The organism is Paenibacillus thalictri, assembly GCF_004307995.1.
Classification (GTDB): Bacteria; Bacillota; Bacilli; order Paenibacillales; family NBRC-103111; genus Paenibacillus_AF; species Paenibacillus_AF thalictri.
Window position 1 is genome coordinate 1 of sequence record NZ_SIRE01000017.1, and the last position, 26,799, is coordinate 26,799.

The window sequence follows — 26,799 nt, forward strand, 5'->3', positions numbered from 1 at the left end:
CGTCCGCGGGTAAGCAACGACAACCCGTATGCGGAGTCTGTTTTCCGTACGTGCAAGTACCGCCCTAACTATCCAGCTAAGGGCTTCTCAGACCTGGCTGAAGCGCGAGAATGGGTGCTCATTTTTGTTCGCTGGTACAACGACACGCATCGTCATAGCGGCTTAAACTTCATTACACCAAGCCAACGCCACCAAGGACTAGCCGATGAAGTGTTCAATAGACGGAAGGAAGTCTACGCGGCTGCAAAAGCCAAGCATCCGAATCGATGGTCGGGCGAAATTCGCGACTGGAACCTGGAAGAAAAAGTATGGCTCAACCCGGAAAAGGTTGCGCTTATTCAGGCTGGGGAAAAATCTTTGTCTTGACATTTCATAGTTTATAGAGTTAACGACAACTAGCTTGACAAACGCCGCGCACCTTGTGTGGGATTTGACTGTATACACCATCAGCAATTCCACTGATTTGGCAATTTCAACCCACACATCCATGCGGGATGCGATCCTACCGAGATGCAGCCGCGAACAAGGTAGTCACATTTCAATCCACGCACCCCGTATGGGATGCGACGTATTTACATCATGGGCGGAGTAATGTATTGATTCCGAATCAGCATCATCAAACTTGGATATTTGGGATGAAGTTAATGCGTTTTCCGTACTTACTCTGGAGAACGCATTAACTTCAGTGTATCCTTTGTCGGTTTTCAGCACGGTAACCCTATATTTTCAACAAAGTCATCCCATACTCATTCGTAACAAAGTTCATGTCTGAATCGCGAGAAACCAGTATCAAATTAGCTGTTAAGGCAGTTGCAATAATGAGCGCATCAGGAGTTTTTATTTTCCGTCCCTTGCTTCTCTGCTCGCTTTGCATGGAAGCTGCTTTTCTTGAGACAACGGAATCGACATGTATCATATGCCGAGGGGAGAATAACTTTTCTGCGATTAAGAACTGATTGTGTTTGACACCGCTCAGTACTTCACATTCCGTAATCGTCGAAAAGAATATTCGCCGTTTTTCTTCTTGGGCTTGTCGTACTAAGTTAACGGCGGCATGATCGTTGTCCAGAATGGCTATGACGATGTTCGAATCGAATAAATATCCTGAGTGGTTGTGAGTCACTTTCCCCAGCCCTCCCGTGACTCATGGATATGGTCTAATAACTGTTGCGCTTCCCCGGGCTTCAGAATTCCAGCTACACTTAAAATGTCATCGACTGAGTAATCATCAAAGTCCTCGATGGTTTCTGCTTCAAGATCTATGACAAGCTTCTTGGTGGAAATATTGTTTTCGGATAAAAACTCCCTTAAGTCTTTTGCTATATGAGGATGGAGTTTGCGTACCATTGACATGGAGAACCACTCCTTTATCAAAATATGTTGCTAAATCGTTTCGCTTTCCGCGATCTTCTTCGATCTTTACTTATAAACAATTATACCCGATAATGGAATGAATGGATACGGCCGCGGCACACAGAACGAGCTATTATCGTGTGCTTTTCATGTACTATTGGGGTTAGGGTTAGTGCCCGCAACTTGCCCACGAACTCTACCCATACACCATACTCACAAGTATATTGGACTAATATCTGAAGGATATCAGATAAAATCGTCACATAAAGACTCAAAAGATACATGAAAAAGCCTTTGTCTCATGGGCGGAATGTTGTAAGCTGACCTGAAACCCTTGTGTGTCAGGGGGTCTCAAGTTAGAAAACGTCATTTGACCACATTTTGACCACATAAAAAAATAGGCTTCTCACGAGTTCAGTCGAACTTTGTGAGAAGCCTATTTTATTAAGCGTTGCGTAGTTCAGTAAGCATTTGGTTGAGCTTTTTGTCAAAAGTGAAGATGGTATGTCCACCGATTTTGGATTAGGCGAAGAGCAGCGAGTCAACAAAGTCGATTTTGATTTTACTGTAGACCTTTAAGGCTTCGACTAGGATATTTCTGTCATGTGTCGTAATGTTGCTATATGTGAGCAGGTTCTGCAAGGCATCAAGGATATTGACTCGTTCGACTTTGTACACCTTCTCCAAGACGTATACGACTTCGGCGATAACTTCGTTAGGGATAAAGATATGATGGTTTTCAATTTTGTCTATAGCTTGTTCAATGAACTGAGGCGCATCTTGAAGCAAATAAGGCAATATTAAATTTGCATCAACGATGTTCATGTTTTTCTTGCACACCCTTTTCCCAAGCGCTTTGCTCGTATTGGATTAAATCCAAATTGGCGTACTGTTTCAATGCACCTCTAGCGGTAGGAGAAGGGGAGATCACTTGTTTGAAGTGAGATGGATTTCCAATAGGTAATATGATTAATTCAACATCCTGATTCTGAAGGTCTTCAGGGAGATCGACGATATGCTTTAGTACATCACTGTTAGTTATTTTTCTGACAAAGTTCAATTTAATCACCTTCCTTGATTTAAGTATAGCTGATTCAGAATGGTGTTAGACTAAAAAGTAGACACGGAGAACCGAGAATAGGATACAATCATTTTATCCATATTCGAGGTGACCGTGATGAAAAAGAAAAGCTATGACAAAGAGTTTAAACGGCAAGTAGTACAAATGATTCAAGAAGAAGGAAAGGCCGTTTCCCAGGTAGCTCAGGAACTGGGATTGCACGATAATACGGTCTATCGATGGATGGCTGAAATGAAACAAGATGGTCAGCATGCCTTCCCCGGCAGTGGACAACTCAGACCCGATGACAAAGCCATTCGCGATATGCAAAAACAGATTCGTGACTTGCAAGAGGAGAACGAGATCTTAAAAAAGGCGATGCACTACTTCGCCAAAGACCGGCGCTGATCTATACATTTATCCACGATCACCGCTTCCAGTGCCGTGTCGCGAAGTTATGTGCTGCCTTAGATGTTTCCCGAAGCGGCTACTATAAATGGACTAAACGCAAGGAAAGCAAACGGGAGAAACGCCGGAAAAAGCTAGCGAGGCGCATCCGCCACATCTTTCTGGACTCTCGCCGCTTATATGGAAGCCCGAAGATCACCAAGGTGCTTCACAAACAAGGAACGCAGGTCTCAGAGAAGACCGTAGCCCGCATTATGAAGGAGTTAGGATTGAAGTCCCGAACCATCAAAAAATACAAAGCCACTACCAATTCCAAGCATCAACTGCCGGTTGCAGAAAATGTGCTGAACCGTCAATTTCGGCCGCAAGCTCCAAACCAAACCTGGGTGACTGACATCACTTACGTGGCTACAGAGGAAGGTTGGCTCTATCTGGCCAGCGTGATGGATCTGTACAGCCGTAAAATTGTAGGCTTCCAGATGAGTGAACGAATGACGAAAGCGCTAGTCATCGAGGCACTGGATCGGGCGTACAAGCAACAACAGCCATCAGGTGAGGTCTTGCATCATTCGGACCGCGGCAGCCAGTATGCATCCTCCGATTATCAGGCCCGTTTAAAAGTCTACAAGATGAAGGGCAGTATGAGTCGAAAAGGGAATTGCTACGATAATGCCTGCATCGAATCCTTCCACAGCGTGATCAAGAAAGAGCTGATTTATCTGGAGAAGTTCAAGACCCGGGACCAAGCTCGCAAGCGCATTTTCGAGTACATCACCTGCTTCTATAATGCCAAGCGTATCCATTCTACCATTGGGTATCTGACACCCAATGAATACGAACGTATGTACCGAAAAGAAGCCTGATTCTCTCGATTCTTTGTGTCTACTCTATTGACAGAGATACAAGCTGATTCAGAATTGTCTCACAATTACCAATCTTACATTCGCATCCAGATGAGCTAAAGGTTTTTCATGAGTTCACTGAATTTTTGGGACGCCTCGTTTTTCATGGTCTTAGTAACGTGTAAATACACACTTCTTACTTGCTCATCACTACTATGACCCAATCGTTCGATGATTTGAAAAATGTGGAGTTCAATCCACGCACCCCGTATGGGATGCGACGAAGGTGATAGGTCGTGGTTAGGCTCACACCTACAATTTCAATCCATGCACCCCATACGGGATGCGACTATTCAGGGACTAATTAGCCACGGAGACTATTTAAATTTCAATCCACGCAGCCCATACGGGATGCGACGTAATGGTATGATGTAGGAAAATTGTGCTAGGGGAGATTTCAATCCACGCAGCCCATACGGGATGCGACCGCTACCTGGCGTACATTGTCCCGGTTAAATTCCTATTTCAATCCACGCAGCCCATACGGGATGCGACCGAAGCAGCGAGGTATTGACCTGGACGAACGGTTGAATTTCAATCCACGCAGCCCATACGGGATGCGACGCGCTGATGTAAATATTGTACTTGCGACGGTGGAAGGCGATTTCAATCCACGCAGCCCATACGGGATGCGACCCCTCCCAGTGCCAAGCTGCAGGAGAGCGTACCGGAATTTCAATCCACGCAGCCCATACGGGATGCGACGTGAAAAACTCGCTGATGCCGTTAATTTCTGTAAGATTTCAATCCACGCAGCCCATACGGGATGCGACCTGTTCGCGGCGGCGAATGTGTTAAGGTCTGCGATTTCAATCCACGCAGCCCATACGGGATGCGACAACTCCTTATGCGGGAGGCTTGTATAATGCGCAATTTCAATCCACGCAGCCCATACGGGATGCGACGTTGTTACTGTAAAGCACACAACCGCTCATAAACTATTTCAATCCACGCAGCCCATACGGGATGCGACTACGCAGATGTATAACAATTACCTCAGCGATTATGAGACATTTCAATCCACGCAGCCCATACGGGATGCGACGAAAACCGATTCCAGGGGCATTTGTCGCGAAGGTATTTCAATCCACGCACCCCATACGGGATGCGACAGCGATTTTCGAATAAAATACGCACGTACCTTCGCATTTTTCGTCAAAAAAGCGCCCAATTACTAGGTCTACAAGCATCTGCCAGCAGAAAAACAATCAAAATATGGGTATATTATCCATTTTCGTGGTGCGAATCTCCCGGGAAAAGTATGTGAGCTTCACATTCGCACCGCAGAATTGCACTTCATCCAAGCGGCCGTTTAAATGAGGAGGTTTCGGAAAGCCGACCCGCTGTGCCGCTACGATATAGGCAGCTGTTTTTTCTCGTTATATGGGTACCGTGCGGTTTTTATCGCATATTCAAAAGCGTCCGCGTCGGGCATTTGCAGCTCCTTGGCGATCTTAAGCGCCTTCTCGATATCGTATTCCACCCGGCGCAGTTGCACGGCCAGATTCGATCCGGCAAAATCGATAACAGCGTAGCTGGCTCGGTTGTCGCGGTCAAACGGCATGCCGATGCTGCCGCAATTGACAATCGTTCGGCCCGCCCAGTATCTGACATAGGCATGGTGGATGTGGCCGTACAGCACAAGTTTCGTCTGCTCCTGCTGGTGAAGCTGCTCCAATTCTTCGTTGGTTGCCCACGGATAAGTTACTTTATATAAAGATTGCGGGGAAGCGTGGTACATCTCCGTCTGGATGCCTTCCAGATCGCACGTATGACCGTGAGGGAGTTGTGTCAGCCATTCCTGATCGGCCAGGCTGATTTTCTCCGAATCGTACCGTAGGGCGCGCAGCTGCAACTCCTGCTTGTAATTTTCCGGTGTTTTAGGCGACTTGAGAAATTTATCGTCATAATTTCCTCTAACAACGGCAAGCGGGTTCAGCGAACGTACCATGTCGATGCATTCAACAGGCTGAGGGCCTTTCATTACAATATCGCCTAGACATACAACAGCGTCAGGGCTCATCTCTTTCAGATCTCGGATTACCTCTTCAAAAGCGGTTGCATTTCCGTGCATATCCGATATAACGGCTAGTCTCATAGGTGATCTCCTTGATGTCTGCCTTGCAGACTGCTAATATTTCAGCTTCAATAAATTCAACAAAAATTCGTTGCCGGAAACGGACAAAATGCCTTTTGTCTGAAGTTCGTTAAACACTTGGAACAACAGCGGCTTTTCGACGCCGGCGAGCTGCGAAATCTCATCGTAATTCAGATTGATTTTGAAACGCACAATGTTGCCGCTGCGGGCGCCGTGCTCGTTAGCGAGCTTGATCAAATTTTTGATCACCCGTTTCTTGGCGTCCATAAACGTCAAATCGTGCACCTGTTGATTCGTTTCCCGCAGTCTGTTGCTCAGCTCTTTGATAATATGAAGCGCCATGTCGATGTTGCCCCGCAGCAAGACGTTAAAGCTTTTGGAAGAAAGCGACAGCACTCTGGCATCTTCAATCACCTGTGCCGATGCAGAGCGCGGTTTGCCGTCCAGCAGCGACAACTCGCCGAAACAATCCCCTACTGTCATGATGGACAATATTTTTTCATCTCCATGATTGCTGGAATTATAAATTTTCACAGATCCGGATAAAACCAAATAAAAGACGGTGCCGATATCGTTCTCGCGAAACAGGATGGTGCCAGAGGCGTACGTGTTGATCGCACATTCGTTTGCAATCTTTTGCAAGTAGCTGCTGCTAAGTCCTGCAAATAAGGGAATTCCTTGCAAGAAGTCTATCATGATATGTTGATCCTCCGACTTATTCTAAATGGGTTTTCCAATTATTTCTGCAAAACGTATCGAAAGTCCTTCATTTGGTGTCGAAAAAGTCATTGCATTCCCTTGTGCACGGTGATAGAATAGGAAAAATTTAACTTATTATCGGGGAACCCGACTGAAGAGGAGGCTGCGGTATGCTGGAATCGGCGGAAGATAGACTGGCCGCGCTGGGGATTACGCTTCCTGAAGCGAGCGAGCCTGCGGCGAAATACACCAATTATGTCATCGTTAACGGCCTGATGTTTGTATCGGGGAAAGGGCCTGCGGGCAATCCGCGCGGCAAGCTGGGCCAACGGTACACAACCGAAGAAGGCTACCAATTTGCCCGCCAGACGGGGATCGAAGTGCTTGCGGTATTAAAATCGGCGTTAGGTTCGCTGGATCACGTGAAACGAGTCGTCAAGGTTCAAGGTTTTATCAACGCGGATCCGGAGTTTTCGGAGCCGCATAAGGTGCTTAACGGTTTCTCCGATCTGATGCTGGATGTGTTCGGCGAGCGCGGCAACCATGCGCGGTCGGTGCTCGGAGCCAGCACGCTGCGCGACCAGCTGCCGCTTGTCGTCGATTCGATTTTTGAAGTGGAGCAGGGCTAGAGCTTGCTGTGAATCACGGGTACGGTGAGCGCAACGACGGTTCCTTTGTTCGGCCTGCTGTTGACGGTGAGCCCGAATTCGCCGCCAAACTTTAGCTTGATGCGCTGGTTGACGTTCTGAAGTCCGAGACCCGACGCCGTTCTGCCGTCCAATTGGGGAGGGTGCGCCGCTTGGATGCGTTCCCTTAAGGCGGCAAGCTGTGAATGCCCGATGCCGCAGCCGTTGTCGGCCACCTTGACAAGAAGATGCGAATCGGCCCGCCGCAGGGTGATTTTGACGGTCGGCTTGGGATCGTGTGCTGCCAGATCGGCAAGTCCGTGCATGATGCTGTTTTCCACGATTGGTTGTATGAGCAGCTTGATCGTGTGGCAGATCAACGCCGATTCATCGATATCGTAGACGATCGCAAACCGCTGCTGGTGAATAAGCTGCTGCATGTGCAGATACATTTTGAGATGCTGAACGTCCTCTTCGAAGGTGACCAGGCCGTTATGATCACGGGTAATATAACGCAGGTTGCCGGACAGTTGGAGCAGCAGCTCGGAAATCGTATTTTTACGGCCAAGCCGGTCGATCGCCTCCCAGTTGATCGTCTCCAGCACGTTGTACAAAAAATGCGGATTAATCTGCGATTGCAGCGCGTACAGCTCGGTTTCCTTCTGCAGCAGCTTCTGCTCGGCGAGCGTTTGGCGCATCTCGTTTTTTTCGATAAAATTTCGCACGATGTGATAGGTTACGAACGCATATTCGTCATTTTTACCGGGCTTGTAATGCAAAATGTCCTTGCCCGCCTCATGGTGCTTGATCAGCTCAACCATCGTTTGCACCGGCCGGAAATTGCGTTTGGAGTACACAAAAGCAAGCACGGTAATCAAGACGCACGTTCCGGCCACAAAGGCGGCGGTCAGTTTTTTCATCCATTGCAGTTGGGTCAGCAAGCTTTGCACGGGTATGATGGAAATATACGTCCAGTCGTAATGCTTCGACTTCGTATAAGAGACGAGATAATCGAGGGTATCCAGCCGCTTCACCAGATGGCCCGTGTTTGTAAACGACTTAATGTCGTTATCCGTCAGGTAGTTCGCCAGCCGGCTGCCGTTGTTGCTGTAAAGCACTTGGCTTGCGCCGTCCAAAATAAAGACGTTTTTCTCCCCGATGTTCGGAAGGTTGGCGAGCAAGGAGTCGAAGTATTTCGTCTCCAGGTTGATGATAAACACGCCTTTGCCTTTGGTGGAAAAAATCGGCACCTTGCGGAACAAAGAGAGCGCCTCGAACTGGGCGCCCGACGAATCGTTGGTGGGGATGCTGCGGACTTCGGCCCAATAGTTTTTATCCTCGGAAGCCTGATTGTACGAAGCAAGCCAGCTCATATCGGGAAAATCGGCGAGATTGCGGATGCCGTCGGTGGTGAATATAAACCGTTTGTTTTGCTCGTGATAAAAATAGGCCGACCGGACGTACGGCTTGGCAATCAGCGTACGGAAGGTGTTGTCCCAGACGGAGTTCAAATAGATGAACTTGGAAGGGGAGATATTGCCTTCCGTATCGACCATTTCTTCGATCGCATCGCTGAGGTTCTGGTCGAATTCGAGCAGCGAGATGGCCTGGGTGATGTCGTTGAGAATGGTGTCCAGCGTGATGCCGGTCTGCGACAGGAATTTGGTGTCCTTCTCGATCTCCTGCTGCTGGATGTAATTGCCCCAATAAGCGACATACCCGTAGCTGAGCAGCAGCACCGGCACCATAATAAAGGCGACAAGCCAGGCGAAATTTTTCAGCAGCGTGCCGCTGGCGATTCGCTTCATGCGTTTATTCCCCTTTACCCGGACGGACGTATTCGCGGTATTCGGAAGGCGTCATGCCGCTGCTTGTTTTAAACACCTGCGAGAAATGCTTGGTGTTTTTGTAGCCGACCCGCGCTCCGACCTCGTACACCTTGGTATGAAGGTCTGCGAGCAGTGTTTTTGCTTTGTTCATGCGCACCTGCGTGACGTATTCGACAAAGCTCAGTCCTGTCGCTTTCTTAAACAGCTTGCTGACGTAAGCGGGGGACAGATGAACCGCTTCGGCGGTCGAATACAGCGTAATTTCGTTCATGTAGTTCAGCTCGATATATGCTTTCATCTGCTCGACAAATTTATGGCTGCCCGGTATTTTGGCCTCGTTCAAATATTGAATGGTTTTCCCCGTAAGCCGCTTGAACCAGTCCACTAGCTCTTCCATCGCGTAAAATTCGGTGACCTTCGTGACCGGAAAAATGCGCTCTCCCGTAATCAGCCTCATCTCGATCTGCAGCTCCGCCACAACAGCCTCCAAGGCAAAGTACAGCTTGGCGACATATTCATGAAACGTCTCCCGGTAAGCGTTCTGCTCAAACAGCGGCGCAAACAAGCTGTCCAGCATATTCAGCGCTTTCTCCTCATCGCATGCCACAATGTAGGTCAGCCATATTTTCTCGTTATCCGTGGAATAAGTCATATCGCGAAACGGTTCGCTTTCGGCGCGTTCGCAGAACGCCACCTCCGGCAGCTTGCCGGCCAGCAGCGCTTCCTGGGCTTGACGATGGCAGGCGGGCAGCGCCTCCAGCGCATACACCTCGCGGCTCGCGCCGATCCTCACCGGCATGCCGCCGGCAGCGGACAGCTCCCGGATGCTCATTGCGAAGCGGCGAAAGTCGTCCGTGGCTTCAAAATTGACGGCCAAGCTCAGCGCCCACTCATGATCGCAGAAGCTGTAATATTGCACCGCATGGGGCAGCGCGGCCTGCTGCAGCACCCGTTCGAGCACGGCTTTGTGCAGGAACACGCTGCGGTTGTCCGTCAGCGCGATACGCAGCATGCCATAGCGCACGTAAGGCAGCGAAATCCCGTAATCGGCCAGCATGGAGGCGATATAGGCGTCGGATTTGACGGCGCCGTGCGCGAGGTCGAGGAAAAACTGCTCGATCAGCAGCTCGACGGCTTCGGAATATTTTTTCTCGATTGTTTTCCATTTTTCCGTCATCTTGCGTTTGGCCTCCAGCTCGGAGGTGATGTCGTTGACGACACGGGTCAGCTGATCCAGATCGGTCGGCTTCGTAACATAATGCTTGATGCCGTATTTCATCGCCGTTTTGGCGTATTCAAATTCGTGGAACGCGCTTAAGATGACGATAGCGGTATGCTTGTACAGCCGGGTCACCGCTTCCGCTACCTCTAATCCGGACATGCCGGGCATGCGAATATCGGTAATGAGCAGGTCGATTTGGCGGTATTTCATCAGCTCCAGCGTTTCCTGTCCGCCCGCCGCCTTCAGCGGCGCTTCAAACCCGAGACCGCTCCAATCCATATGCGCGGCCAGCCCGTCTCTGATTTTTGGGTCGTCGTCGGTAATGAGTACGGTGTAAGCCATGATAATCCCCCTTCCGGTAACTAAATTATAGGGTGGGCGGGGGATGGCTGCAATCGCTTTCGTGAAGGATCACGCAAAGCTGACAAAAATCCGAACCAAATGCCATAAATCCGAACCTTATCCGGCTGGGGCGGTATTTTTGAGGTCCGGACGGGAGAAAAGTTTCCCAAATAACGGACTATAAGTCGCGTTTAGCGTCATTACGTTCCACTTGCTGCGCTTATATAATGGAATCAAACAAGACAAGGTGGGAACAGCATTCATGCAGACCAATGCGCAGCTTACAAAAATGACCAAAGCAGCACCGGCACCGCGGGTGAAGTCCACATGGGACCATATCCGGCACAACAAATCGCTTTATTTGCTTCTCCTGCCGGGTTTGCTGTATTATGCGGTATTTCATTACGCCCCGATGTACGGCATTACGATCGCTTTTAAAGATTACGACGTGTTCGGGGGCGTTACCGGCAGCGAATGGGTCGGCCTAAAGCACTTCAAGGAGCTTGTCGGCAGCGACACCTTCCTCAGCGTATTCCGCAATTCCGTTCTGATCAGCATGTATAAACTTGTGTTCAACTTCCCGATTCCGATTATTATCGCTATTTTGCTTAATGAAGTGAGACGCATCTTTTTTAAAAGAACGATTCAAACGATCATTTATTTGCCGTATTTTCTATCCTGGGTTGTCATCGCCGGGTTGGTGATCAACCTGCTGTCGCCGTCTACCGGCGTAATTAATATGATGATTCAGTCGCTTGGCGGCGAACCGATTAACTTTTTGGGGCAAAAGCAGTTTTTCCGCACAATCATCGTTTTATCCGATTTATGGCACGGGATGGGCTGGAATACGATCATCTTCCTCGCGGCGCTGACCGGAGTTGATCCGCAGCTGTATGAGGCGGCCAAGATGGACGGTGCGGGCAGGCTGAGGCAGATTGTGCACATCACGCTGCCGGGCATCAAAAGCACGATTATCGTGCTGCTGCTCATGAAAATCGGCCATATTATGGACAACGGCTTTGAGCAAATTTTTCTGCTGTCGAACCCGCTTGTGCTGGAGGTAGGCGACGTCTTCGAGACTTACGTATACCGTACCGGGCTTGTCGAAGCCAAATACGATTATTCGACGGCCGTCGGGTTGTTTAAATCGTCGATCGGGCTTGTGCTGCTGCTCATCGCCAACGGCGTTGCCAGGAAGTTCGGGGAAAGGGGCATTTTTTAGTGAAAACAAAAACATTTTCGTTCAGCACCGCATTCGATTTGGCCAACTATGCGCTGCTTACTTTGCTTGGACTTGTCACGTTGTACCCGATTTTAAACGTGCTGGCGATTTCTTTAAGCGATTACAAAGCGTTTGTCGACAACCCGATGATGATTATTCCGCAAAACATCAATCTGGAGGCTTACACGCTTATTTTTAAAAATCCGCTGTTAATCTCCAGTTACGGGAATACGATATTTATCGCCGTGGTCGGCACTGCGGTCAACATGGCGATGACGATTGTTACGGCGTACCCTTTGGCCAAAGCGAAGGTGCGGGGCGAGCGGTGGATCTTGTTTTTTATCATCTTTACGATGATGTTCAGCGGCGGCCTCATTCCCGTATTTCTTGTCGTGAAAAACCTTCACCTGTACAACACGTTGTGGGCGCTCATTATTCCGACCGCGATCAGCACGTACAACTTCATTATTGTCAAAACGTTTTTCGAATCGATCCCCGACAGCCTGGAGGAATCGGCCAAAATCGACGGCGCGGGCCACATGTACATCCTGCTGAACATCGTTTTGCCGCTGTCCGTTCCGGTGATCGCCACCGTCGGTTTGTTTTACGGGGTGGTGAATTGGAACCGCTTTTTTGAAGCCGTCATGTATTTAAGCGACCGTTCGAAGTGGACGTTAACGATACTGCTGCGCGAGATCGTTACGGAAAATACCGACGTGCTCGCCGGAGCGGACCCGCTGAATGCGCAGAAGGTGTACCCGAAGACGATGCAGAATGCTACGATCATCACGGCAGTGCTGCCGATCCTGTTTTCGTATCCGTTTGTGCAGAAGTATTTTATTAAGGGGATTATGCTGGGGGCTGTGAAGCAGTAGGCGCAGGAGGAATTTTTATTCATATCGCCGGTTATTGCGGGAAAGGGATGGCACTCCACCGTCAATGAAAACCGTGTTTTTTTAGAATCTACTATGGGGTAAAAACACGGTTTTCAAAAACGGACGTAAACTTGAGAGTTTTCCGAAGGAAAACTGGCATCGGAAGCATAAGCTTTCGCACCATTCCCTTTCCCTCCATAAACCTATATGAATAAAAATTCATTTTAAATAAAAGTAAACAAGATAAGGAAAACCAAGGAAAAAACAAAATGTCTGGTGCGGCAAGACCATCCCTTTCACAACGGAACGGATAACTGCACTGAAATGGACATCCTCACTGAAACGGACGCCCGCGTTTTTTCGTGGGGCTTATATAGCTCGCTAGGAGTCAGTCCGACGGATTGATTTTCGTGAATATTGATTCATACAGGTGTATGGAGGGTAAGGGAGTGGCATGGAAAGTTTACGTCCGCCTTGAAAACCGTGTTATTACCGCAAGGTAAATTCAAGAAAAACACGGTTTTCACGAGCGGTGGAATGCCATCTCTTTCCTGCAATAGCCGCACTCATGAATCAATATTCACCGATTTACTTTCGTCGGACTGACTCCTAGACAACACCAAGGCAATACTCCCTGCAGTTCGGGGATTTTTATATCACAATATCGCAAAGGGGATTGAATTTATGAAGAAAAAGCTGAACGTACTGCCCGTTGTAGCGATTTCCATCGGGCTGCTGCTGACCGCTGCAGGCTGCTCCGGCGGGACGCAGACGGCCAAAACGCCGGAGGCGAAGCCGGCCGATCCGAAAGCGGCCGCTGCCGGAGAAGCGCCAAAAAACGCCGAGCCGGTCAAATTTACCGTGATGCTGCGGGCGACCCCGGAATTTTCGCCGGACAACAACCCATGGGTGCAGGAAATCAACAAAAAAGCGAACGCGCAAATTACGTGGAATGCCGTACCGCTCGCTAACATTTGGGAGAAACGCAACGTGCTGCTTGCATCCGGCGACTATCCCGAGGTGATCATTTTGGACACCCCGTATGACACCATGTATAAGCAAATGGTCAAAAACAAGGTGCTGCTGCCGCTCGACGATTATTTAAAAGACGCGCCCAACATCATGAAATATTCCAACAAAGCGTCGCTGGACGCGGTCAAAGACCCGGACGGCAAGACGTACATGATTCCCCGCTCGACCATCGTACGCGAGGATTTTATGGCGATCCGCAAAGACTGGCGGGAAAAGCTGAAGCTGCCGGTGCCGAAAACGATCGCCGACTGGCGGGCTTTTTTCAAGGCGGTGGCGACGCAGGATCCGGACGGCAACGGCAAAGCCGACACGTACGGCACGACCGAATCCAGCGAGATGATGTCGCTGCAGGCGTCGAACAATTTGGAGTTTTTCGCGCGGGCATGGCATGCCGACAAGCAGTGGTACGACAACGGCAGCGGCGAAGTCGCGTATGGCATATTCGCCAAAGACGGCCGGTTCAAATACGCGCTTGATTTTTACCGCCAGCTGATGTTGGACAAATCGCTGGACCCCGATCTGATTACCAATAAGGGGATCGGCGCCAAGATGGATAAGTTCAACAAAGGAACAACCGCTTCGATGCGGACTTTCGCCGGTAATCTGGATGCCCAACTGCTCAACGTTGTAAAAAAGGTGCAGCCGTCCGCTGAAGTGGAGCTTGTCGAATTCCCGACAGCGCCGGAATCGGATCAGGTGAAAAACGAAAAACTCGTGTCGACCAACTCCGGCTTGTACAATGCCTGGGGGCTGACGACCAAAGCGAAAGGCAAAGAAAAAGAGATCATCAAAGCGTTTGATTGGATGTTAAGCGACGAAGGCTGGAACGTGCTGAAAAACGGCGTGGAAGGCGTTCATTACAAAAAAGAAAACGGCAATATCGTCAGACTGGAGCCGGAATACGGCAATTTCTCCAAATGGATCGGCCATCTGGCGATGTTCCGCCGGCCTAACGACGAAGAGCTGTGGCTGAAGAAAGTTGTGCCCGAGCTGTACCCGTACCAGAAGGAATGGCTCGACAAAAGTATTAAATACGTGGAAACGAACTACAAGCAAAACGGCTTGCTTGGCATCGTATCGGAGAAAGAAACGGAGTTTTACAAAAAAGATATCTACACGAAGAAGTTTGCCGAAGTAACGGCCAAAATCGTATACGGCGAGCTGCCGCTGACGGCTTGGGACGACTTCCTGAAAGAAGTGTACGCTGCAGGCTGGGAAGATGTGACCAAGGACTACAACGACTATTACAAGGCGCATAAGTAACTCGCTTAAGCTGCGCTGAACATCGGGGTGCTCGAACCCGGCGAACGATGCGATTTCGTTTCGACTTTGATTAAAGTTGATCTTCGGCTAGTTGTCTGTAACGGACATCCTCGTCGCTCTGGTTGGCCTTATGTATGCGAATGTCGCGCTCCAACGTTAAACGGTCAGGGCGCCTTATGCATGCGAACGTAATGCTCCAACGTTAAACGGTCAGGGCGCCTTATGCATGCGAACGTAATGCTCCAACGTTAAACGGTCAGGGCGCCTTATGCATGCGAACGTAATGCTCCAACGTTAAACGGCCGGGGCGCCTTAATGCATGCGAACGTTATGTTCCAACGCTAGCGGACATGAGCGACTTTATGTGGCTAAAAAATCGAGGATATCATTTTTAGCGGACATGAGCGACTTTATTTGCCCAAAAAAGTCGGGGAAATCGCGATGATAGGCCGAATAAGGGCGCTGGTGTCCGTCCCATTGAGCAAACCTCAGATTTGCTTTAAATTGCTGCGCTCATGTCCGTTAGAGAGGGGGCTCCTCCAACGTTGGGGCTGTTCAAAGATCGGTGATGCACAACGGTTGAGTGATACCAACGATTGGATGATGCACAACGATCGGATGACGCTCAACGGCTGGGTGATGCACCATGAGTCGACAGTCTCATTCAGTCCGTTATCCATCCCAAGGCGTTCTAAGTCCAGGACGGGTCGCGACGCATCAAAGAAGCTTGATTATCCCTGTGACGATACTGGGGTCCATCGACTTCTTATTCTGACAACATTGGCTTTGCCCGGTACATCTTTACAGATAAGCGGATTTAGTTTATTAACTGACAAATGGTGCGCAAAAGGAGCAGACAAGGCGATGCAGCCGTTACAAGCAGGGGACATATTCGGCAGTTGGGCTACGGTGCTGCTGCCGCTGAACGATGACGAATCGATCGATTACGGCTGGTTGTCGGCCGAGCTGGATGTTTTGCTCGAAAGCGGCGCAAGCGGCATTTATACAAACGGCTCGGCCGGCGAATTTTACGCGCAAAGCGAAGCGGAGTTCGAGCGGATTCACGAGCTGGTAGCGGATCGCTGCGCGCAAAAAGGTATGCCGCTGCAGATCGGCGCCAGCCATATGAGCATGAGCATCTCCTTGGACCGGATCCGGCGCGCCAAGGCGTTCCAGCCCGGAGCGATTCAGGTCATTTTACCGGATTGGTTTCCGGTTACCGAAGAGGAAGCGATCTTGAGCCTGCAGCGGATGGCGGAAGCGGCCGATCCCGTCGGCCTTGTGTTGTACAATCCGCCCCATGCCAAAAAGGTGCTTGCGCCGGAAGCATACGGGAAGCTGCTCGAAGCCGTCCCCGGCCTGATTGGCGTGAAGACGGCGGGGGGCGACGCTGCATGGTATGAAGCGATGAGGCGGTACCGCTCCCGGATGTCTGTTTTTGTGCCGGGCTCAAGCCTGGCTACGGGATTTTCGCGGGGCGCGGCCGGTGCGTACTCGAATATGGCCTGTTTGAATCCGGCTGCGGCTCAGAGATGGTACGAAACGATGCGATCCGACATCGAAAGCGCGCTGGAACTGGAGCGCCGAATCCAGTCGTTTATGGGCGCGCACATCAGGCCGTGGATTACTCAGCACCGCTATTCAAACCAAGCCGTCGACAAGCTGCTGGCCGCCGTAGGGGGCTGGGCCGATATCGGCACCCGGCTGCGCGGCCCGTACCGCTCGATTCCGCAGGAGGCTGTCAAAGACATTCGGGCTGAAGCCAAAGCGATCATTCCTGAGTTTTTTGATTAAAGTCAATTAAAATCCATTTTAAGGTTAGGGGAGTTTGCTGATGAAGAAACGATTCGGTTGGACCGTCATGTTCTCATTTGCCGTTTTTCTCTTCTTTGCTGTTGCTTCGGTTGCCAGTGCGGCGGAAATGATCGTGGACAATACGAGCGCCGGGTCTTATACGGAAACCGGCTCGTGGACGACAAGCGGGCTTGCCGGATATTACGGCACCAATTCCCGGTATGCGGCAAGCGGAACGGCCAACAGCAAAGCGAGATGGACGCCGGCCGTGCCCAGCAGCGGCAGCTACGACGTGTACATCTGGTACCCGGCGAACGGCAATCGCGCGACTGACGCGCCGTATACTGTCGTTTACAACGGTGGCTCGCAGACGTATCTTGTCGATCAGACGGCAAACGGCTCACAGTGGATCAAGCTTGGCACTCACAGCTTTGCCGCCGGTTCCAGCGGTTATATTGAGCTGACCAACAACGCCAACGGATATGTCTCGGCGGATGCCGCCGCTTTGGTCACCGCGGGACAGAGCCCTCCGGCAGGAAACCCCGCCGTCAAAGCGACCGGTCTGCCGGTAGCCATGACCCCCGTTTACAAAACGATACAAACGCTGCTTGACGCTGACCCGACCGGCGTCGATAAATACGCGGCTTTTCCGACGCTGCTCAAGCTGAGCGACACAAAGGTGATCGTCTCTTACAAACGGGGAGACAAACACGCCGGCGATTCGCAGGCCAATCTGGAGACGATGATTTTTAATCCGACCTCAAAAACGGTCGTCAGCACCGCCACTACCGACAGCACCGCGTCCGTCGTCAACCAAAACCCCGAGCTGATGCGCATGCCAAACGGCGATATTTACAATTATGTGGACCAGCAGGCCGGAGGCTCGACGACAAGACTTGGCGCAAGAGTGCTGAAATCGGTCGATAACGGAGATACGTTCACCGATCAGGGTGTTTTTCCGCAGGTTGGCTCATACAAATACGGTTACATGTTCGACGATTACAACGACGGCGGCACCGTCTATATGCTGGCCATGTCGTTCCCGGAATTAACAGGGGGAACCCGGGCGGTGCATGTGCTGAAAACGACGGACAACGGAGCGAACTGGTCTTACGTCAAAAACTTGAACAGCGAATTTTCTTTTGCCTTTAACGAAAGCTCGCTGGAGAAATACGGCAGCGGATTTCTGGTCATTGCCAGGGGCGACAACCAGGTGACAAAGCTGTTCAAGACGGACGCGAATTTTAACCTGATCCAGCAAAAAGACTTGTCCTCCGCCTACAGCACGATCGAATATATCGGGCGTCCGAAGTTGTTTGTGGAGAACGGCGAATATTATCTGCTTTCCCGGAACATCCAATCCGGTGTCAATTACTTGATGTTGTACCGCATCAATCCGGACACGCTTGAGCTGGAATCCAGCGTCCAAATCAGCCAAAATTCCTACGTATCCAGCGATTCATTTTACGCCGAATATTATTTGCAGCAGGATGGCGGCACCACGTATTTTAACATCATCACGTACGAAAAAGGCTCATCTTCCGATTATCCGAACATTGTCCGGTACGAATTGAAATGGGACGAAGTGAGAACAAGGCTGCAGCAAAATTTCAATGCGATGACGACGGGTGCGGCCCCGTCAGGCTGGACGGTCGGCACGACCGGCGGTACGGTGACGGTGGAGGATGTGCCCAGCGCCACGGACAAAAGCTTGAAGCTCAGCGACAGCTCCGCTTCCGCGCTGGTCGAAGCGACTAAAACGTATGCAGCCACAACCAACAACGTCACAATGACTTTCAACATGTCGGCGGCGCAGGCGGATCAAGTATTCGGCGCCAGTCTGACCGGTGCGTCGGCGGTAAACGCGGTTACAATCGGCTGGGACAGCACCGGCGAAATTTACACGTATAACGGCGCGAGCAAGACGGTGCTGCGCACCTACTCCGCAAACACCTGGTACAACGTAAAAATCGTTGCGCGGCCTGCGAGCCAAAAGTTTGACGTGTATATCGACGGCACGCTGGCGGCAAGCAATTATACTTTCAGAAATGCGGTATCCAGCATTTCCGGCGTCAGAATCAACAGCACGGGGGCCAATATGGGCACCGCTTATTTCGACGATATCATCATTTATTAACAGCGGAGGAGCAATTCCATGTACAACACGGATTTAACTAAATTTACAGGCGTTCATGTCGCTATGAACTCGTGTTATGACCCGGCGGGACGCATCAACCCGGATGCCGTATGCCAGCTGACGGAATATTTGATCCAGCGGGGCGTACAAGGCGTGTACGTCGGCGGCTCGACCGGGGAAGGGCTCCTGCAGACGGTGGCGGAACGCAAGCTGGTGCTGGAGCATGTAGCCGCCCAAAGCGGCGGACGGTTTACCATTATTGCCCATATCGGGGCGATGAATACGGAGGACAGCATGGAGCTGGCCCGGCATGCCGAGTCGCTGGGCGTCGACGCAATCTCGTCGGTGCCGCCGTTTTATTATGGGTATTCGGAGTCGGCGGTGAAGCATTATTGGACTTCAATCATGGACAGCTGCTCGCTGCCGTTTATCATCTACCATATTCCGGGGGCGACCGGCTTTCAGCTGACAACGCCGTTTCTGAAGACGATGCTGGAGCATCCGCGCCTCGCCGGTGCCAAGGTGACCAGCTTCAGCTCTTACGAACTGCAGCAAATCAAAGCAACCGGCGGCGAAAACTTCGTTGTTTTTAACGGCCCGGACCAGCAGTATTTGGCGGGGCGATCAATGGGTGCGGACGGCGGTATCGGCAGCACGTACGGGATGATGCCCGAGCTGTTTTTGAAAATCGAAGCTTGTTATGTGCGGGGCAACATGGCCGAAGCTCAGCGGTGGCAAGCCAAAGTCAACGAGATTATTACCGACGTCAGGGCGCTGGGGTTGTTTGGTTCGATCAAGGAGATGATCAAGCTGCGGGGCGTAGACTGCGGCGAACCGCGCAGGCCGCTTGAGCCTGTAAAAAGCGGGCAATATGCCGAACTTCAGCGCGTGTACGAGAAGATGATGGGATTTATTGAAGAAGCGCAGCCGGAATAAGCTGAACCGGGGTTAGCGTAAGCTGCGATACGGGTAAAGGAGCTTTGAATTATGAGAGAAGAAACGGTTGCTGCGGATATTACCATTGTCGGCGGGGGCTTGTCCGGAGTATGCGCCGCTATTGCCGCCGCCAGGCTGGGGAGGTCGGTAGCGCTGGTGCAGAACCGCCCGGTGTTGGGCGGCAATTCGAGCAGCGAGGTCCGGGTTTGGGTCAGCGGCGCTTCAGCGACGGGAGTCAACCGTTATGCCCGCGAGTCGGGTATTATGGGCGAGTTGTACTTGGAAAATCAATACCGCAATCCCGACGGCAACCCGTATATATGGGATTTGGTCGTATTGGAGGCCGTGCGGGCCGAGCCGAACATCCGGCTATTCCTCAATACCGACGTATACACCGTAGTAGCGGAAGATGAGGGCGACCGCCGAGTCCGCCAATCGCTCCACAGCACTGACGTATATACCGTAGTAGCGGAAGAAGAAGGCGAACGCCGTTTGATCCGGTCGGTGGAAGGCTGGATGACCGGTTCGGAGCGGAAGCTGCGTTTTGCCAGCCCGCTGTATATGGATTGTACCGGCGACGGCTTGGTCGGCGTTTTGGCGGGAGCCGAATACCGCATCGGCAGGGAAGCGCGCTGCGAATTCAACGAGTCGGCGGCGCCGGAGCAGGCCGATCGGGTAACGCTGGGCAGCACGATGTTTTTTTACACCAAAGATGCGGGGCGGCCCGTGCCGTTTATCGCTCCGGCATTCGCCGTACGGATCGAAGATACGTCGATTCCGTTGAAGCGGATCATTCAAAGCGGGGATTCGGGCTGCCACTATTGGTGGATCGAATGGGGCGGCGAACTGGATACGATTCACGATAACGAGCGCATCCGCGACGAATTGTGGGCCGTCATTTACGGCATATGGGACTATATCAAAAATTCCGGCCGCTTCGATGCGGATCGTCTGACCTTGGAATGGGTCGGGTCGGTTCCCGGCAAAAGGGAATCGCGGCGGTTTATCGGCGATTACGTGTTAAACCAAAACGATATTATTGCGCAGAACGAGTTTCACGACCGTGTCGCATATGGAGGCTGGTCGATCGATCTGCATCCGCCGCAAGGCGTCTATTCGGAGCAGGGCGGCTCGAAGCATGTGCATCCGGACGGCATCTACCATATTCCGTTCCGGAGTTTGTACTCCCGCAATATCGGCAACCTGCTGTTTGCCGGCCGCAACATCAGCGCCACCCACGTTGCCTTCGGCACGACCCGCGTGATGGCCACCTGCGCGATCATGGGCGAGGCGGCCGGAACGGCGGCGGCGCTTTGCGCAAGCAAAGGCATATTCCCGCGGCAGCTTTACGAAGCGCACCTGCAGGAGCTGCAGGCGACGCTGCTGCGGCAGGACGCTGCGCTAATCGGCCTTGCCGGGCGGGATACGGCCGATCTGACCGCTTGTGCCCGCGTGACGGCATCAAGCTGCCTGAAGCAGCTTGGCGCGGAAGACGCGCAGCGGGTTTTCCCGCTTGTGGAGGATGCAGGGCTGCTGCTGCCCGTCGATCCGCAGTTGGACGGCGTGGAGCTGCTTGTTACCGCAGACGAAGATACGGTATTGCAGGTGGAGGTATGGAATACCGGGCGGCCGGAAAACTACATCCCGGTCCATTTACAAGCGCGTACAGAAGTTAAGGTACATCGCGGCGAGCGGCAGTGGGTGCGGGCGGAGGTGGTTTGGGCGCCGGAACATCCGCAGAACGCTTTTCTCATTGTAAAAGCAAACCCGGCCGTGTCGCTGTTTTTGTCCGGCCATCCGGTGACCGGAGTGCTCGGATTTGTCAGGAAGGCGGGCTCCGACGTGTCGAAGCGGCTGGAGGACCGCGAGAACCAGCCGGTGATCGAATGGAGTATGAAGCCGGTGTTAAGAACACCGTATTGCTTCAGACTGCTGCCGGAAACAAATGCATATACGCCGGATAAAATAACGGACGGCTACCATCGCCCATACGGCTTGCCGCATTTGTGGTTATCCGACCGGATGGGTTCCGGCGGGGAGCACGTACGATTGGAATGGGACGCTCCGGTGACGATCCGGGAAGTGCACATGACGTTTAACGACGATCCGAACGAATATTTAAACAATCTGCATTTTTTGCGGACACCGTTTACCGTGATGCCGGAGCTGGTTAAAGATTACAGCGTGCTGTTGGATGACGGTACGGGCTGGTACGAAGCCGTGTCGGTTACCGCTAACCGCAAGCGCAAGCGGGTCCATGTGCTGCCGCAGCCCGTCACCGCCCGCACGCTGCAGCTCGCGATTCACGCTACCAACGGCAGTCCGTACGCTGAGGTTGTAGAGATCAGAGTGTACGGGGATCATTAAGTGCCCCGAATTTCACCCGCCATAAGCGGGATCATCCAAGAAATTCGGGGACAACCAGCGACCCTAAAGTATGATTCGCACATGCAGCGTTCACTCTTTCAGTGGCCTCGCCATCGTTTCATTGATTTTTATTACGGTATTCTCATGGTGCGGAACCATTGCAGAATGCCGTTTTTTTTATGTCCAATACATGATGCTGCGGGCCAATTACTCGGCAGGATTAAACAGTGGAATTATTTACAATTAAACTATTGTTTTGTAGAATTACATTGTCTATACATAAATGAAGACCGGATTCCAATGTATTCCTGAGGTTTGTTCAAATGCATTCTCTACTAGCACCTCTTAAACTGTCAATGCAGCAATCGAGTGGATGAGCCAAGAGGCAATATTACTTTTATAGTAGGAGGGATGGTTATGAACTTGCTTATCGTAGATGACGAAAAGCAAATCCGTGAAGGAATCGAAAAGTATGTAACAAAGAAAAAATTCGGTTTTAAACAGATCACAACAGCTAAAGACGCAACCGAAGCGCTGCATATCAGTTCTCATTTTAAGCCCGATTTATTAATCACGGACATCGCTATGCCGAAGATCGACGGAATTGAGCTGGCAACCCGGATGAAAGGCTTGTATCCCGATGTCAAAATTGTGATGATTACCGGATTTCAAGAAGTCAAATTTATGAAACAGGCATTTAAATTAAGTGTCGTTGATTATATTTTGAAGCCCATCGACTTAAATGAATTAAATCCTGTGCTGGAGCGGATTATATCCACCTTCGAGGCAGAGACGGAAGTGAAGTTGGAGATATCTTCTTTGAAGGGGAACTGGAGCGAAAATATCGGGCTCCTGAGAGAGACGTACCTGACATCGCTTCTATCCGGGAAATATCAGGATGTCGACCCGACGGGAAACAAAATGAAGCAGCTCCATATCGCTTTGAATATTAAGCGGCCTATGGTCGTTGTTAATATATGTCTTGATGAAAGCGTTGTCAATGTAATTGGTCCTGAATCGAGTCGTATGCTGGAAACGATTCAGGAGGCTTTTAGTAAGTTGGGCGTCAGTGAGGTATTCCGCAAGTCCGAAATGGAAGTCATAGCCGTAATACAGCCAGATGCCAGGTTGCCGCTTAGCGACGATAGCGTGCACGAGGTTTGCTGTCTCCTTTTGGATCGACTAATACATCGTTACGGCCCCGGGTTCATGATTGGAATCGGGAGCCTGGCGGATCATTATTTAAAATTGGCCGAATCCTATTCCGCATCGGTTGAAGCTGTCAATCAGCGGTTTATTCAGGGGAACGGGCATGTTATCTCGTACCCTGCCTCTTACATGAAGGAGCGGTATCCTTTTGTTCAACAAGAAACCTATGTCGAGAAACTCGCTTTATACATCCTGGCGGGCGATTGCAACCAAACCGAGGAGTATGTCCGCACGATTTTGAACCCCGTTTATCAAAGCGAATTTATGAGTTCGAACGAAATTCAGACCGTCCGGCTTGAGCTTGTATCTCTGGTTAAACAGGTAGCAAGAAAATTAAATCCGGCAATGGCCGATTTTCACCGTTTAAGCGAACTTCTGGAGCTGCAAACGCTTAATGAAATGGAACAAAGGTTAGTCCAAATTTTATTTGCCTTATGTGAACACTCCCAGCAGCAGCAAGGAAGAAAGAGGTCCGCTCAAATCATCAGTAAAGCTAAAGAGCTGACGGAGTCCCGGTACAATGAGCCGCTGAATGTGCAATATGTAGCCGAGTGCATGCAGGTGAGTCCTAATTATTTCAGCACATTGTTCAAACAGGAAACGGGAGTCAATTATATGGATTACCTCACAACGATGCGGCTGGAAAAATCATTGGAGATGATCTTGAGCACCACGCACAGAATCAGCGAAATAGCTTGTATGGTTGGTTATCAGGACGCTAATTACTTTGCGAAAATATTTAAAAAGCATTTCGGCCGAAGTCCTTCCCAATACAGGGAAGGGAGTTATTGAATATGAAATGGAGGAAAACGAAGCTCCTTCAGCTTCTAAGAGGGGACATAAAACTCCGCAACAAAATTATTTTATTGTGTATTACATTTTTTGTAGCATTTACAATTATATTTTACTTTGTGTCTTACCAAAGATCGATCGAAATTCTGGATGCCCAGGTGGATGAGAATGCTGCCAGCGCTTTAGAGCAGCTTAATCTGCACATCACTTATATTTTTAATGAGATGGACAAAGTATCCAATATTATATCCAATCAGCATGCCATGAATGAATTGCTGTATTCCAGCTTGCACGAAGCCGATAAATTAAAGCAGATTGAAAATTATTTTGCATTGAAGCCATTTCTGAACGATATTATTACAAGCTATAGCAATTATTACCTTAGCATCTACCTGCCGGAGGAAGTGTTATTCTCCCAAGAACAAATCATGATTTATCCGTTTAAGATTGTCGATAATCAGGAATTGCAGGCGGCGATTGAAAAGCAAGACGGTAAAGCGTTGTGGAGATCCAGCCAACGGCTGAGTAAAAAACTGGATCAAGATGTAACAAGCCAATATAAATTGCTTAAACATTATTATACGAATAATGTAATCGGCATTATTGAAGTATACACACAAAATAAGTTCATCGAACAAATCATGAGTAATGTCGGCAGCGCTTCAGGAAGTATCACTTACCTGATCGATCAGGAAGGAGCCATCATAGCAGCAAATACAAGAACCGGTATGGCCTCCAGGCCTGATGCCGAATTATTGCATAAAGTCATGCAAGGTGGTCCCAAGGGAACGTTCAAGACGGAAGAAGGCAGTCAAAGTAAGCAAGTCGTTTACAGAAAGGTGGAAATCAACGACTGGACGCTGATCACGACAATTCCGGAAAGCATCTTGTATTCAAGCAGTAAAAAGCTGAGGGATTCCAGTTTCATCACCATTGCCGCCGTGCTGCTTATCGTTATTTTACTGATTTATTTGATCCTGAAAAACTCTACCAAACGGATTAACCGCTTGATTCGGGTGATGTCTTATATTGAAAATGATGGACTAACTACGGTTGTACCCAGTAGAGTAAATGATGAGCTGGGCGAACTGGAGAAACGGTTTAACGAGATGAGATCGAGAATCAATAGTTTGATCGCGGAAATTTACCGGGCGGAGCATATGAAGAAGGAAGCACAATTCGAAGCTTTGCAAGCGCAGATCAACCCGCACTTTTTATACAACACGCTGGATACGATCAACTGGATGGCAATTAATCAGGATGCGTATGAGGTATCTTCGATCATAACGGCTTTGAGCAAGTTTTTCAGATTAACCTTAAGTGAGGGCAAAGAGATCATTACGGTAAGAGAGGAAATTGAAATTGTTAAACAATATATGTACATTCAGAAAATCAGATACGACGATGCTCTCCAAGTGAACTATTGTATAGATGAACAGGTGCTGGACTATGATGCGGTTAAACTCAGCTTGCAGCCGCTTATAGAAAATGCGTTTAAGCATGGTATCCAGCATTCCGACCGGGCGGGAGTGATCGAACTGAAAGCAATACTCACGGATGACGGTTTTATTGAAATGCGCGTTTTGGACAACGGACCGGGCTTGCTCAAAAAAACGCGTGATTTAGAAGACATATCGTTAGGCCGATCGGGGTATGGTCTTCATAATGTATTAGAACGGTTGGAACTGCATTTTGGTCCCGCATGCTCCATTGAGATAAAAGACGGTATAGAGACAGGCGCAGAGGTTACCATCATTTGGCCCGCCCGCAGCACTTGCAGTGTGGAATCATCGCATGGCGTATAACTTGATATATCGCAGGGGAGTAAGCCCCATTTGTTTTTTAAACAGCTTGGTAAACGAGCTTTGGTCATAAAAACCGCAAGCTAAGGCGGTTTCCGCCACACTCGCCCCTGTGCGCAGCTTCTCGCATGCTTTAAAAATACGTGTTTTAATGATGAATTGCTGCGGATTCATACCGAAAATGTCTTTAAATATCCGCTCAAAGTTTCGTACGGACATATTGAGATTGCCGGCCAGTTCTTTTACGGAAAGGTTGGCGTTATATTGTTCGGTTATATAATCGATGACTTCCTGGAATGGGTGATGTATCGAGCTTCCCAACATGCCAAAGCGGTAACTTTGAATGGTGCCCATAACCCCCGCTATTTCCCCGTTGGCCGATACGACGGGGAATTTGTTCGTGGAACACCATTCCGGCACACCTACCGCATTGAGCGCCAACTCAATAATGTTCAGCAGCGGCTGCCGGCTCTGCATGACCTCCAAATCATCCTTCCGGTATTTCTCCGCAATACTTAAAGGTACAAGATCGTAATCGGTCTTGCCGATAATATCGGCTTCTTCCTCCAGATTGTAACGCCTTAGAAGTGTCGGGTTGGATGCAAATAATTTACCCTCGCAGTCCTTTGCAAAAAAACTAACATCCTCTAAGTGATCGAACAGCTTATGAAACTGATGCTCGGGATGCATGTCGGTGATCCGCTGCTTTTTGATCTCCAGTTTCAGCCTGAGTTGTTCCGAACTCGGTTGATGTTGTCGCATTTCTACCAAAACCCCGCTTAAAAGTCCTATTTTAACCATAATCTGCAAGCTACAATTTATTATAGATGA

The 26,799-nt window shown here is 50.1% G+C and carries 21 protein-coding genes and 1 CRISPR repeat array; of the genes, 12 read left to right on the plus strand and 9 right to left on the minus strand.

All coding sequences use genetic code 11. The features are described from left to right. On the plus strand, positions 1-366 hold a 366-nt coding region (locus tag EYB31_RS22715; RefSeq protein ID WP_165452556.1), incomplete at its 5' end, for an integrase core domain-containing protein. A 352-nt stretch (positions 367-718) separates the two neighbouring features. On the opposite strand, the gene EYB31_RS22720 is transcribed toward EYB31_RS22715, so the two are convergent. From EYB31_RS22720 to EYB31_RS22735, 4 genes are all read right to left on the minus strand, one after another. Further along, a complete protein-coding gene (locus EYB31_RS22720) occupies positions 719-1,123 on the minus strand; it encodes a type II toxin-antitoxin system VapC family toxin (protein ID WP_131015721.1) in 405 nt (134 codons plus the stop codon). Further along, the gene (locus EYB31_RS22725) at positions 1,120-1,353 is read right to left on the minus strand and encodes a hypothetical protein (RefSeq protein ID WP_206105486.1); all 234 of its coding nucleotides are present in this window, start codon (positions 1,351-1,353) and stop codon (positions 1,120-1,122) included. The genes EYB31_RS22720 and EYB31_RS22725 overlap by 4 nt, the downstream gene beginning before the upstream one ends. Before the next feature lie 522 nt (positions 1,354-1,875). Next, the gene (locus EYB31_RS22730; RefSeq protein ID WP_240762746.1) at positions 1,876-2,178 is read right to left on the minus strand and encodes a PIN domain-containing protein; all 303 of its coding nucleotides are present in this window, start codon (positions 2,176-2,178) and stop codon (positions 1,876-1,878) included. Next, entirely contained in the window at positions 2,165-2,413 is a 249-nt protein-coding gene (locus EYB31_RS22735) for a hypothetical protein (RefSeq protein ID WP_131015722.1), read from the minus strand. Before EYB31_RS22735 ends, EYB31_RS22730 begins: the two co-directional genes overlap by 14 nt. 117 nt (positions 2,414-2,530) lie before the next feature. Between EYB31_RS22735 and EYB31_RS22740 the strand changes: the two genes are divergently transcribed. Continuing rightward, positions 2,531-3,684 (plus strand): IS3 family transposase gene (locus EYB31_RS22740; protein WP_276322081.1). Its coding sequence is split into 2 segments (ribosomal slippage): positions 2,531-2,789 and positions 2,789-3,684, totalling 1,155 coding nucleotides; the frame shifts between segments, so codons are not numbered across the junction. A gap of 228 nt (positions 3,685-3,912) precedes the next feature. Continuing rightward, positions 3,913-4,835: direct repeats of the CRISPR family, unit length 33 nt; unit sequence ATTTCAATCCACGCAGCCCATACGGGATGCGAC. Positions 4,836-5,074: 239 nt separating this feature from the next. Here the strand turns inward: EYB31_RS22740 and EYB31_RS22745 are convergent. Together EYB31_RS22745 and EYB31_RS22750 are read right to left on the minus strand one after the other, a co-directional pair. Then, a complete protein-coding gene (locus EYB31_RS22745; RefSeq protein ID WP_131015723.1) occupies positions 5,075-5,821 on the minus strand; it encodes a metallophosphoesterase family protein in 747 nt (248 codons plus the stop codon). A 33-nt stretch (positions 5,822-5,854) separates the two neighbouring features. After that, a complete protein-coding gene (locus tag EYB31_RS22750) occupies positions 5,855-6,517 on the minus strand; it encodes a Crp/Fnr family transcriptional regulator (RefSeq protein WP_131015724.1) in 663 nt (220 codons plus the stop codon). A 173-nt stretch (positions 6,518-6,690) separates the two neighbouring features. On the opposite strand from EYB31_RS22750, the gene EYB31_RS22755 reads away from it, so the two are divergent. Then, positions 6,691-7,149: a RidA family protein gene (locus EYB31_RS22755; protein WP_131015725.1), complete on the plus strand. Its 459-nt coding sequence runs from the start codon at positions 6,691-6,693 to the stop codon at positions 7,147-7,149. Here the strand turns inward: EYB31_RS22755 and EYB31_RS22760 are convergent. Next, complete coding sequence (locus EYB31_RS22760; protein ID WP_131015726.1) at positions 7,146-8,954, minus strand: cache domain-containing sensor histidine kinase; 1,809 nt, start codon at positions 8,952-8,954, stop codon at positions 7,146-7,148. The genes EYB31_RS22755 and EYB31_RS22760 overlap by 4 nt on opposite strands. A gap of 4 nt (positions 8,955-8,958) precedes the next feature. Beyond that, positions 8,959-10,539 (minus strand): response regulator, encoded by a 1,581-nt coding sequence (locus tag EYB31_RS22765; protein ID WP_131015727.1) that lies wholly within the window; start codon positions 10,537-10,539, stop codon positions 8,959-8,961. A 262-nt stretch (positions 10,540-10,801) separates the two neighbouring features. Between EYB31_RS22765 and EYB31_RS22770 the strand changes: the two genes are divergently transcribed. The 9 genes from EYB31_RS22770 (at position 10,802) to EYB31_RS22810 (ending at position 25,971) form a co-directional block, all read left to right on the plus strand. Continuing rightward, a complete protein-coding gene (locus EYB31_RS22770; protein WP_206105487.1) occupies positions 10,802-11,761 on the plus strand; it encodes an ABC transporter permease in 960 nt (319 codons plus the stop codon). After that, positions 11,761-12,636, plus strand: coding sequence for a carbohydrate ABC transporter permease (locus tag EYB31_RS22775; protein WP_131015728.1), 876 nt, complete (start codon positions 11,761-11,763; stop codon positions 12,634-12,636). Before EYB31_RS22770 ends, EYB31_RS22775 begins: the two co-directional genes overlap by 1 nt. Positions 12,637-13,320: 684 nt before the next feature. After that, complete coding sequence (locus EYB31_RS22780) at positions 13,321-14,931, plus strand: type 2 periplasmic-binding domain-containing protein (protein ID WP_131015729.1); 1,611 nt, start codon at positions 13,321-13,323, stop codon at positions 14,929-14,931. 864 nt (positions 14,932-15,795) lie between these two features. Further along, a complete protein-coding gene (locus EYB31_RS22785) occupies positions 15,796-16,725 on the plus strand; it encodes a dihydrodipicolinate synthase family protein (protein WP_131015730.1) in 930 nt (309 codons plus the stop codon). A gap of 40 nt (positions 16,726-16,765) precedes the next feature. Further along, positions 16,766-18,862 (plus strand): golvesin C-terminal-like domain-containing protein, encoded by a 2,097-nt coding sequence (locus tag EYB31_RS22790; protein ID WP_131015731.1) that lies wholly within the window; start codon positions 16,766-16,768, stop codon positions 18,860-18,862. An 18-nt stretch (positions 18,863-18,880) separates the two neighbouring features. Next, entirely contained in the window at positions 18,881-19,798 is a 918-nt protein-coding gene (locus EYB31_RS22795; protein ID WP_131015732.1) for a dihydrodipicolinate synthase family protein, read from the plus strand. A 51-nt stretch (positions 19,799-19,849) separates the two neighbouring features. Next, the gene (locus EYB31_RS22800) at positions 19,850-22,165 is read left to right on the plus strand and encodes an FAD-dependent oxidoreductase (protein ID WP_131015733.1); all 2,316 of its coding nucleotides are present in this window, start codon (positions 19,850-19,852) and stop codon (positions 22,163-22,165) included. A gap of 417 nt (positions 22,166-22,582) precedes the next feature. Further along, complete coding sequence (locus tag EYB31_RS22805; RefSeq protein WP_165452557.1) at positions 22,583-24,166, plus strand: response regulator; 1,584 nt, start codon at positions 22,583-22,585, stop codon at positions 24,164-24,166. 119 nt (positions 24,167-24,285) lie between these two features. Next, positions 24,286-25,971, plus strand: coding sequence for a cache domain-containing sensor histidine kinase (locus tag EYB31_RS22810; protein WP_165452558.1), 1,686 nt, complete (start codon positions 24,286-24,288; stop codon positions 25,969-25,971). Here EYB31_RS22810 and EYB31_RS22815 read toward each other — a convergent pair. Beyond that, positions 25,954-26,730 (minus strand): AraC family transcriptional regulator, encoded by a 777-nt coding sequence (locus tag EYB31_RS22815; protein ID WP_165452559.1) that lies wholly within the window; start codon positions 26,728-26,730, stop codon positions 25,954-25,956. The genes EYB31_RS22810 and EYB31_RS22815 overlap by 18 nt on opposite strands. Positions 26,731-26,799: the final 69 nt, after the last annotated feature.

Coding starts and splice junctions, on each gene's coding strand:
- EYB31_RS22725 (WP_206105486.1), bottom strand. CDS start 1,353: ATGTCAATGGTACGCAAACTCCATCCTCATATAGCAAAAGACTTAAGG.
- EYB31_RS22730 (WP_240762746.1), bottom strand. CDS start 2,178: ATGAACATCGTTGATGCAAATTTAATATTGCCTTATTTGCTTCAAGAT.
- EYB31_RS22745 (WP_131015723.1), bottom strand. CDS start 5,821: ATGAGACTAGCCGTTATATCGGATATGCACGGAAATGCAACCGCTTTT.
- EYB31_RS22750 (WP_131015724.1), bottom strand. CDS start 6,517: ATGATAGACTTCTTGCAAGGAATTCCCTTATTTGCAGGACTTAGCAGC.
- EYB31_RS22755 (WP_131015725.1), top strand. CDS start 6,691: ATGCTGGAATCGGCGGAAGATAGACTGGCCGCGCTGGGGATTACGCTT.
- EYB31_RS22760 (WP_131015726.1), bottom strand. CDS start 8,954: ATGAAGCGAATCGCCAGCGGCACGCTGCTGAAAAATTTCGCCTGGCTT.
- EYB31_RS22765 (WP_131015727.1), bottom strand. CDS start 10,539: ATGGCTTACACCGTACTCATTACCGACGACGACCCAAAAATCAGAGAC.
- EYB31_RS22770 (WP_206105487.1), top strand. CDS start 10,802: ATGCAGACCAATGCGCAGCTTACAAAAATGACCAAAGCAGCACCGGCA.
- EYB31_RS22780 (WP_131015729.1), top strand. CDS start 13,321: ATGAAGAAAAAGCTGAACGTACTGCCCGTTGTAGCGATTTCCATCGGG.
- EYB31_RS22785 (WP_131015730.1), top strand. CDS start 15,796: ATGCAGCCGTTACAAGCAGGGGACATATTCGGCAGTTGGGCTACGGTG.
- EYB31_RS22790 (WP_131015731.1), top strand. CDS start 16,766: ATGAAGAAACGATTCGGTTGGACCGTCATGTTCTCATTTGCCGTTTTT.
- EYB31_RS22795 (WP_131015732.1), top strand. CDS start 18,881: ATGTACAACACGGATTTAACTAAATTTACAGGCGTTCATGTCGCTATG.
- EYB31_RS22800 (WP_131015733.1), top strand. CDS start 19,850: ATGAGAGAAGAAACGGTTGCTGCGGATATTACCATTGTCGGCGGGGGC.
- EYB31_RS22805 (WP_165452557.1), top strand. CDS start 22,583: ATGAACTTGCTTATCGTAGATGACGAAAAGCAAATCCGTGAAGGAATC.
- EYB31_RS22815 (WP_165452559.1), bottom strand. CDS start 26,730: ATGCGACAACATCAACCGAGTTCGGAACAACTCAGGCTGAAACTGGAG.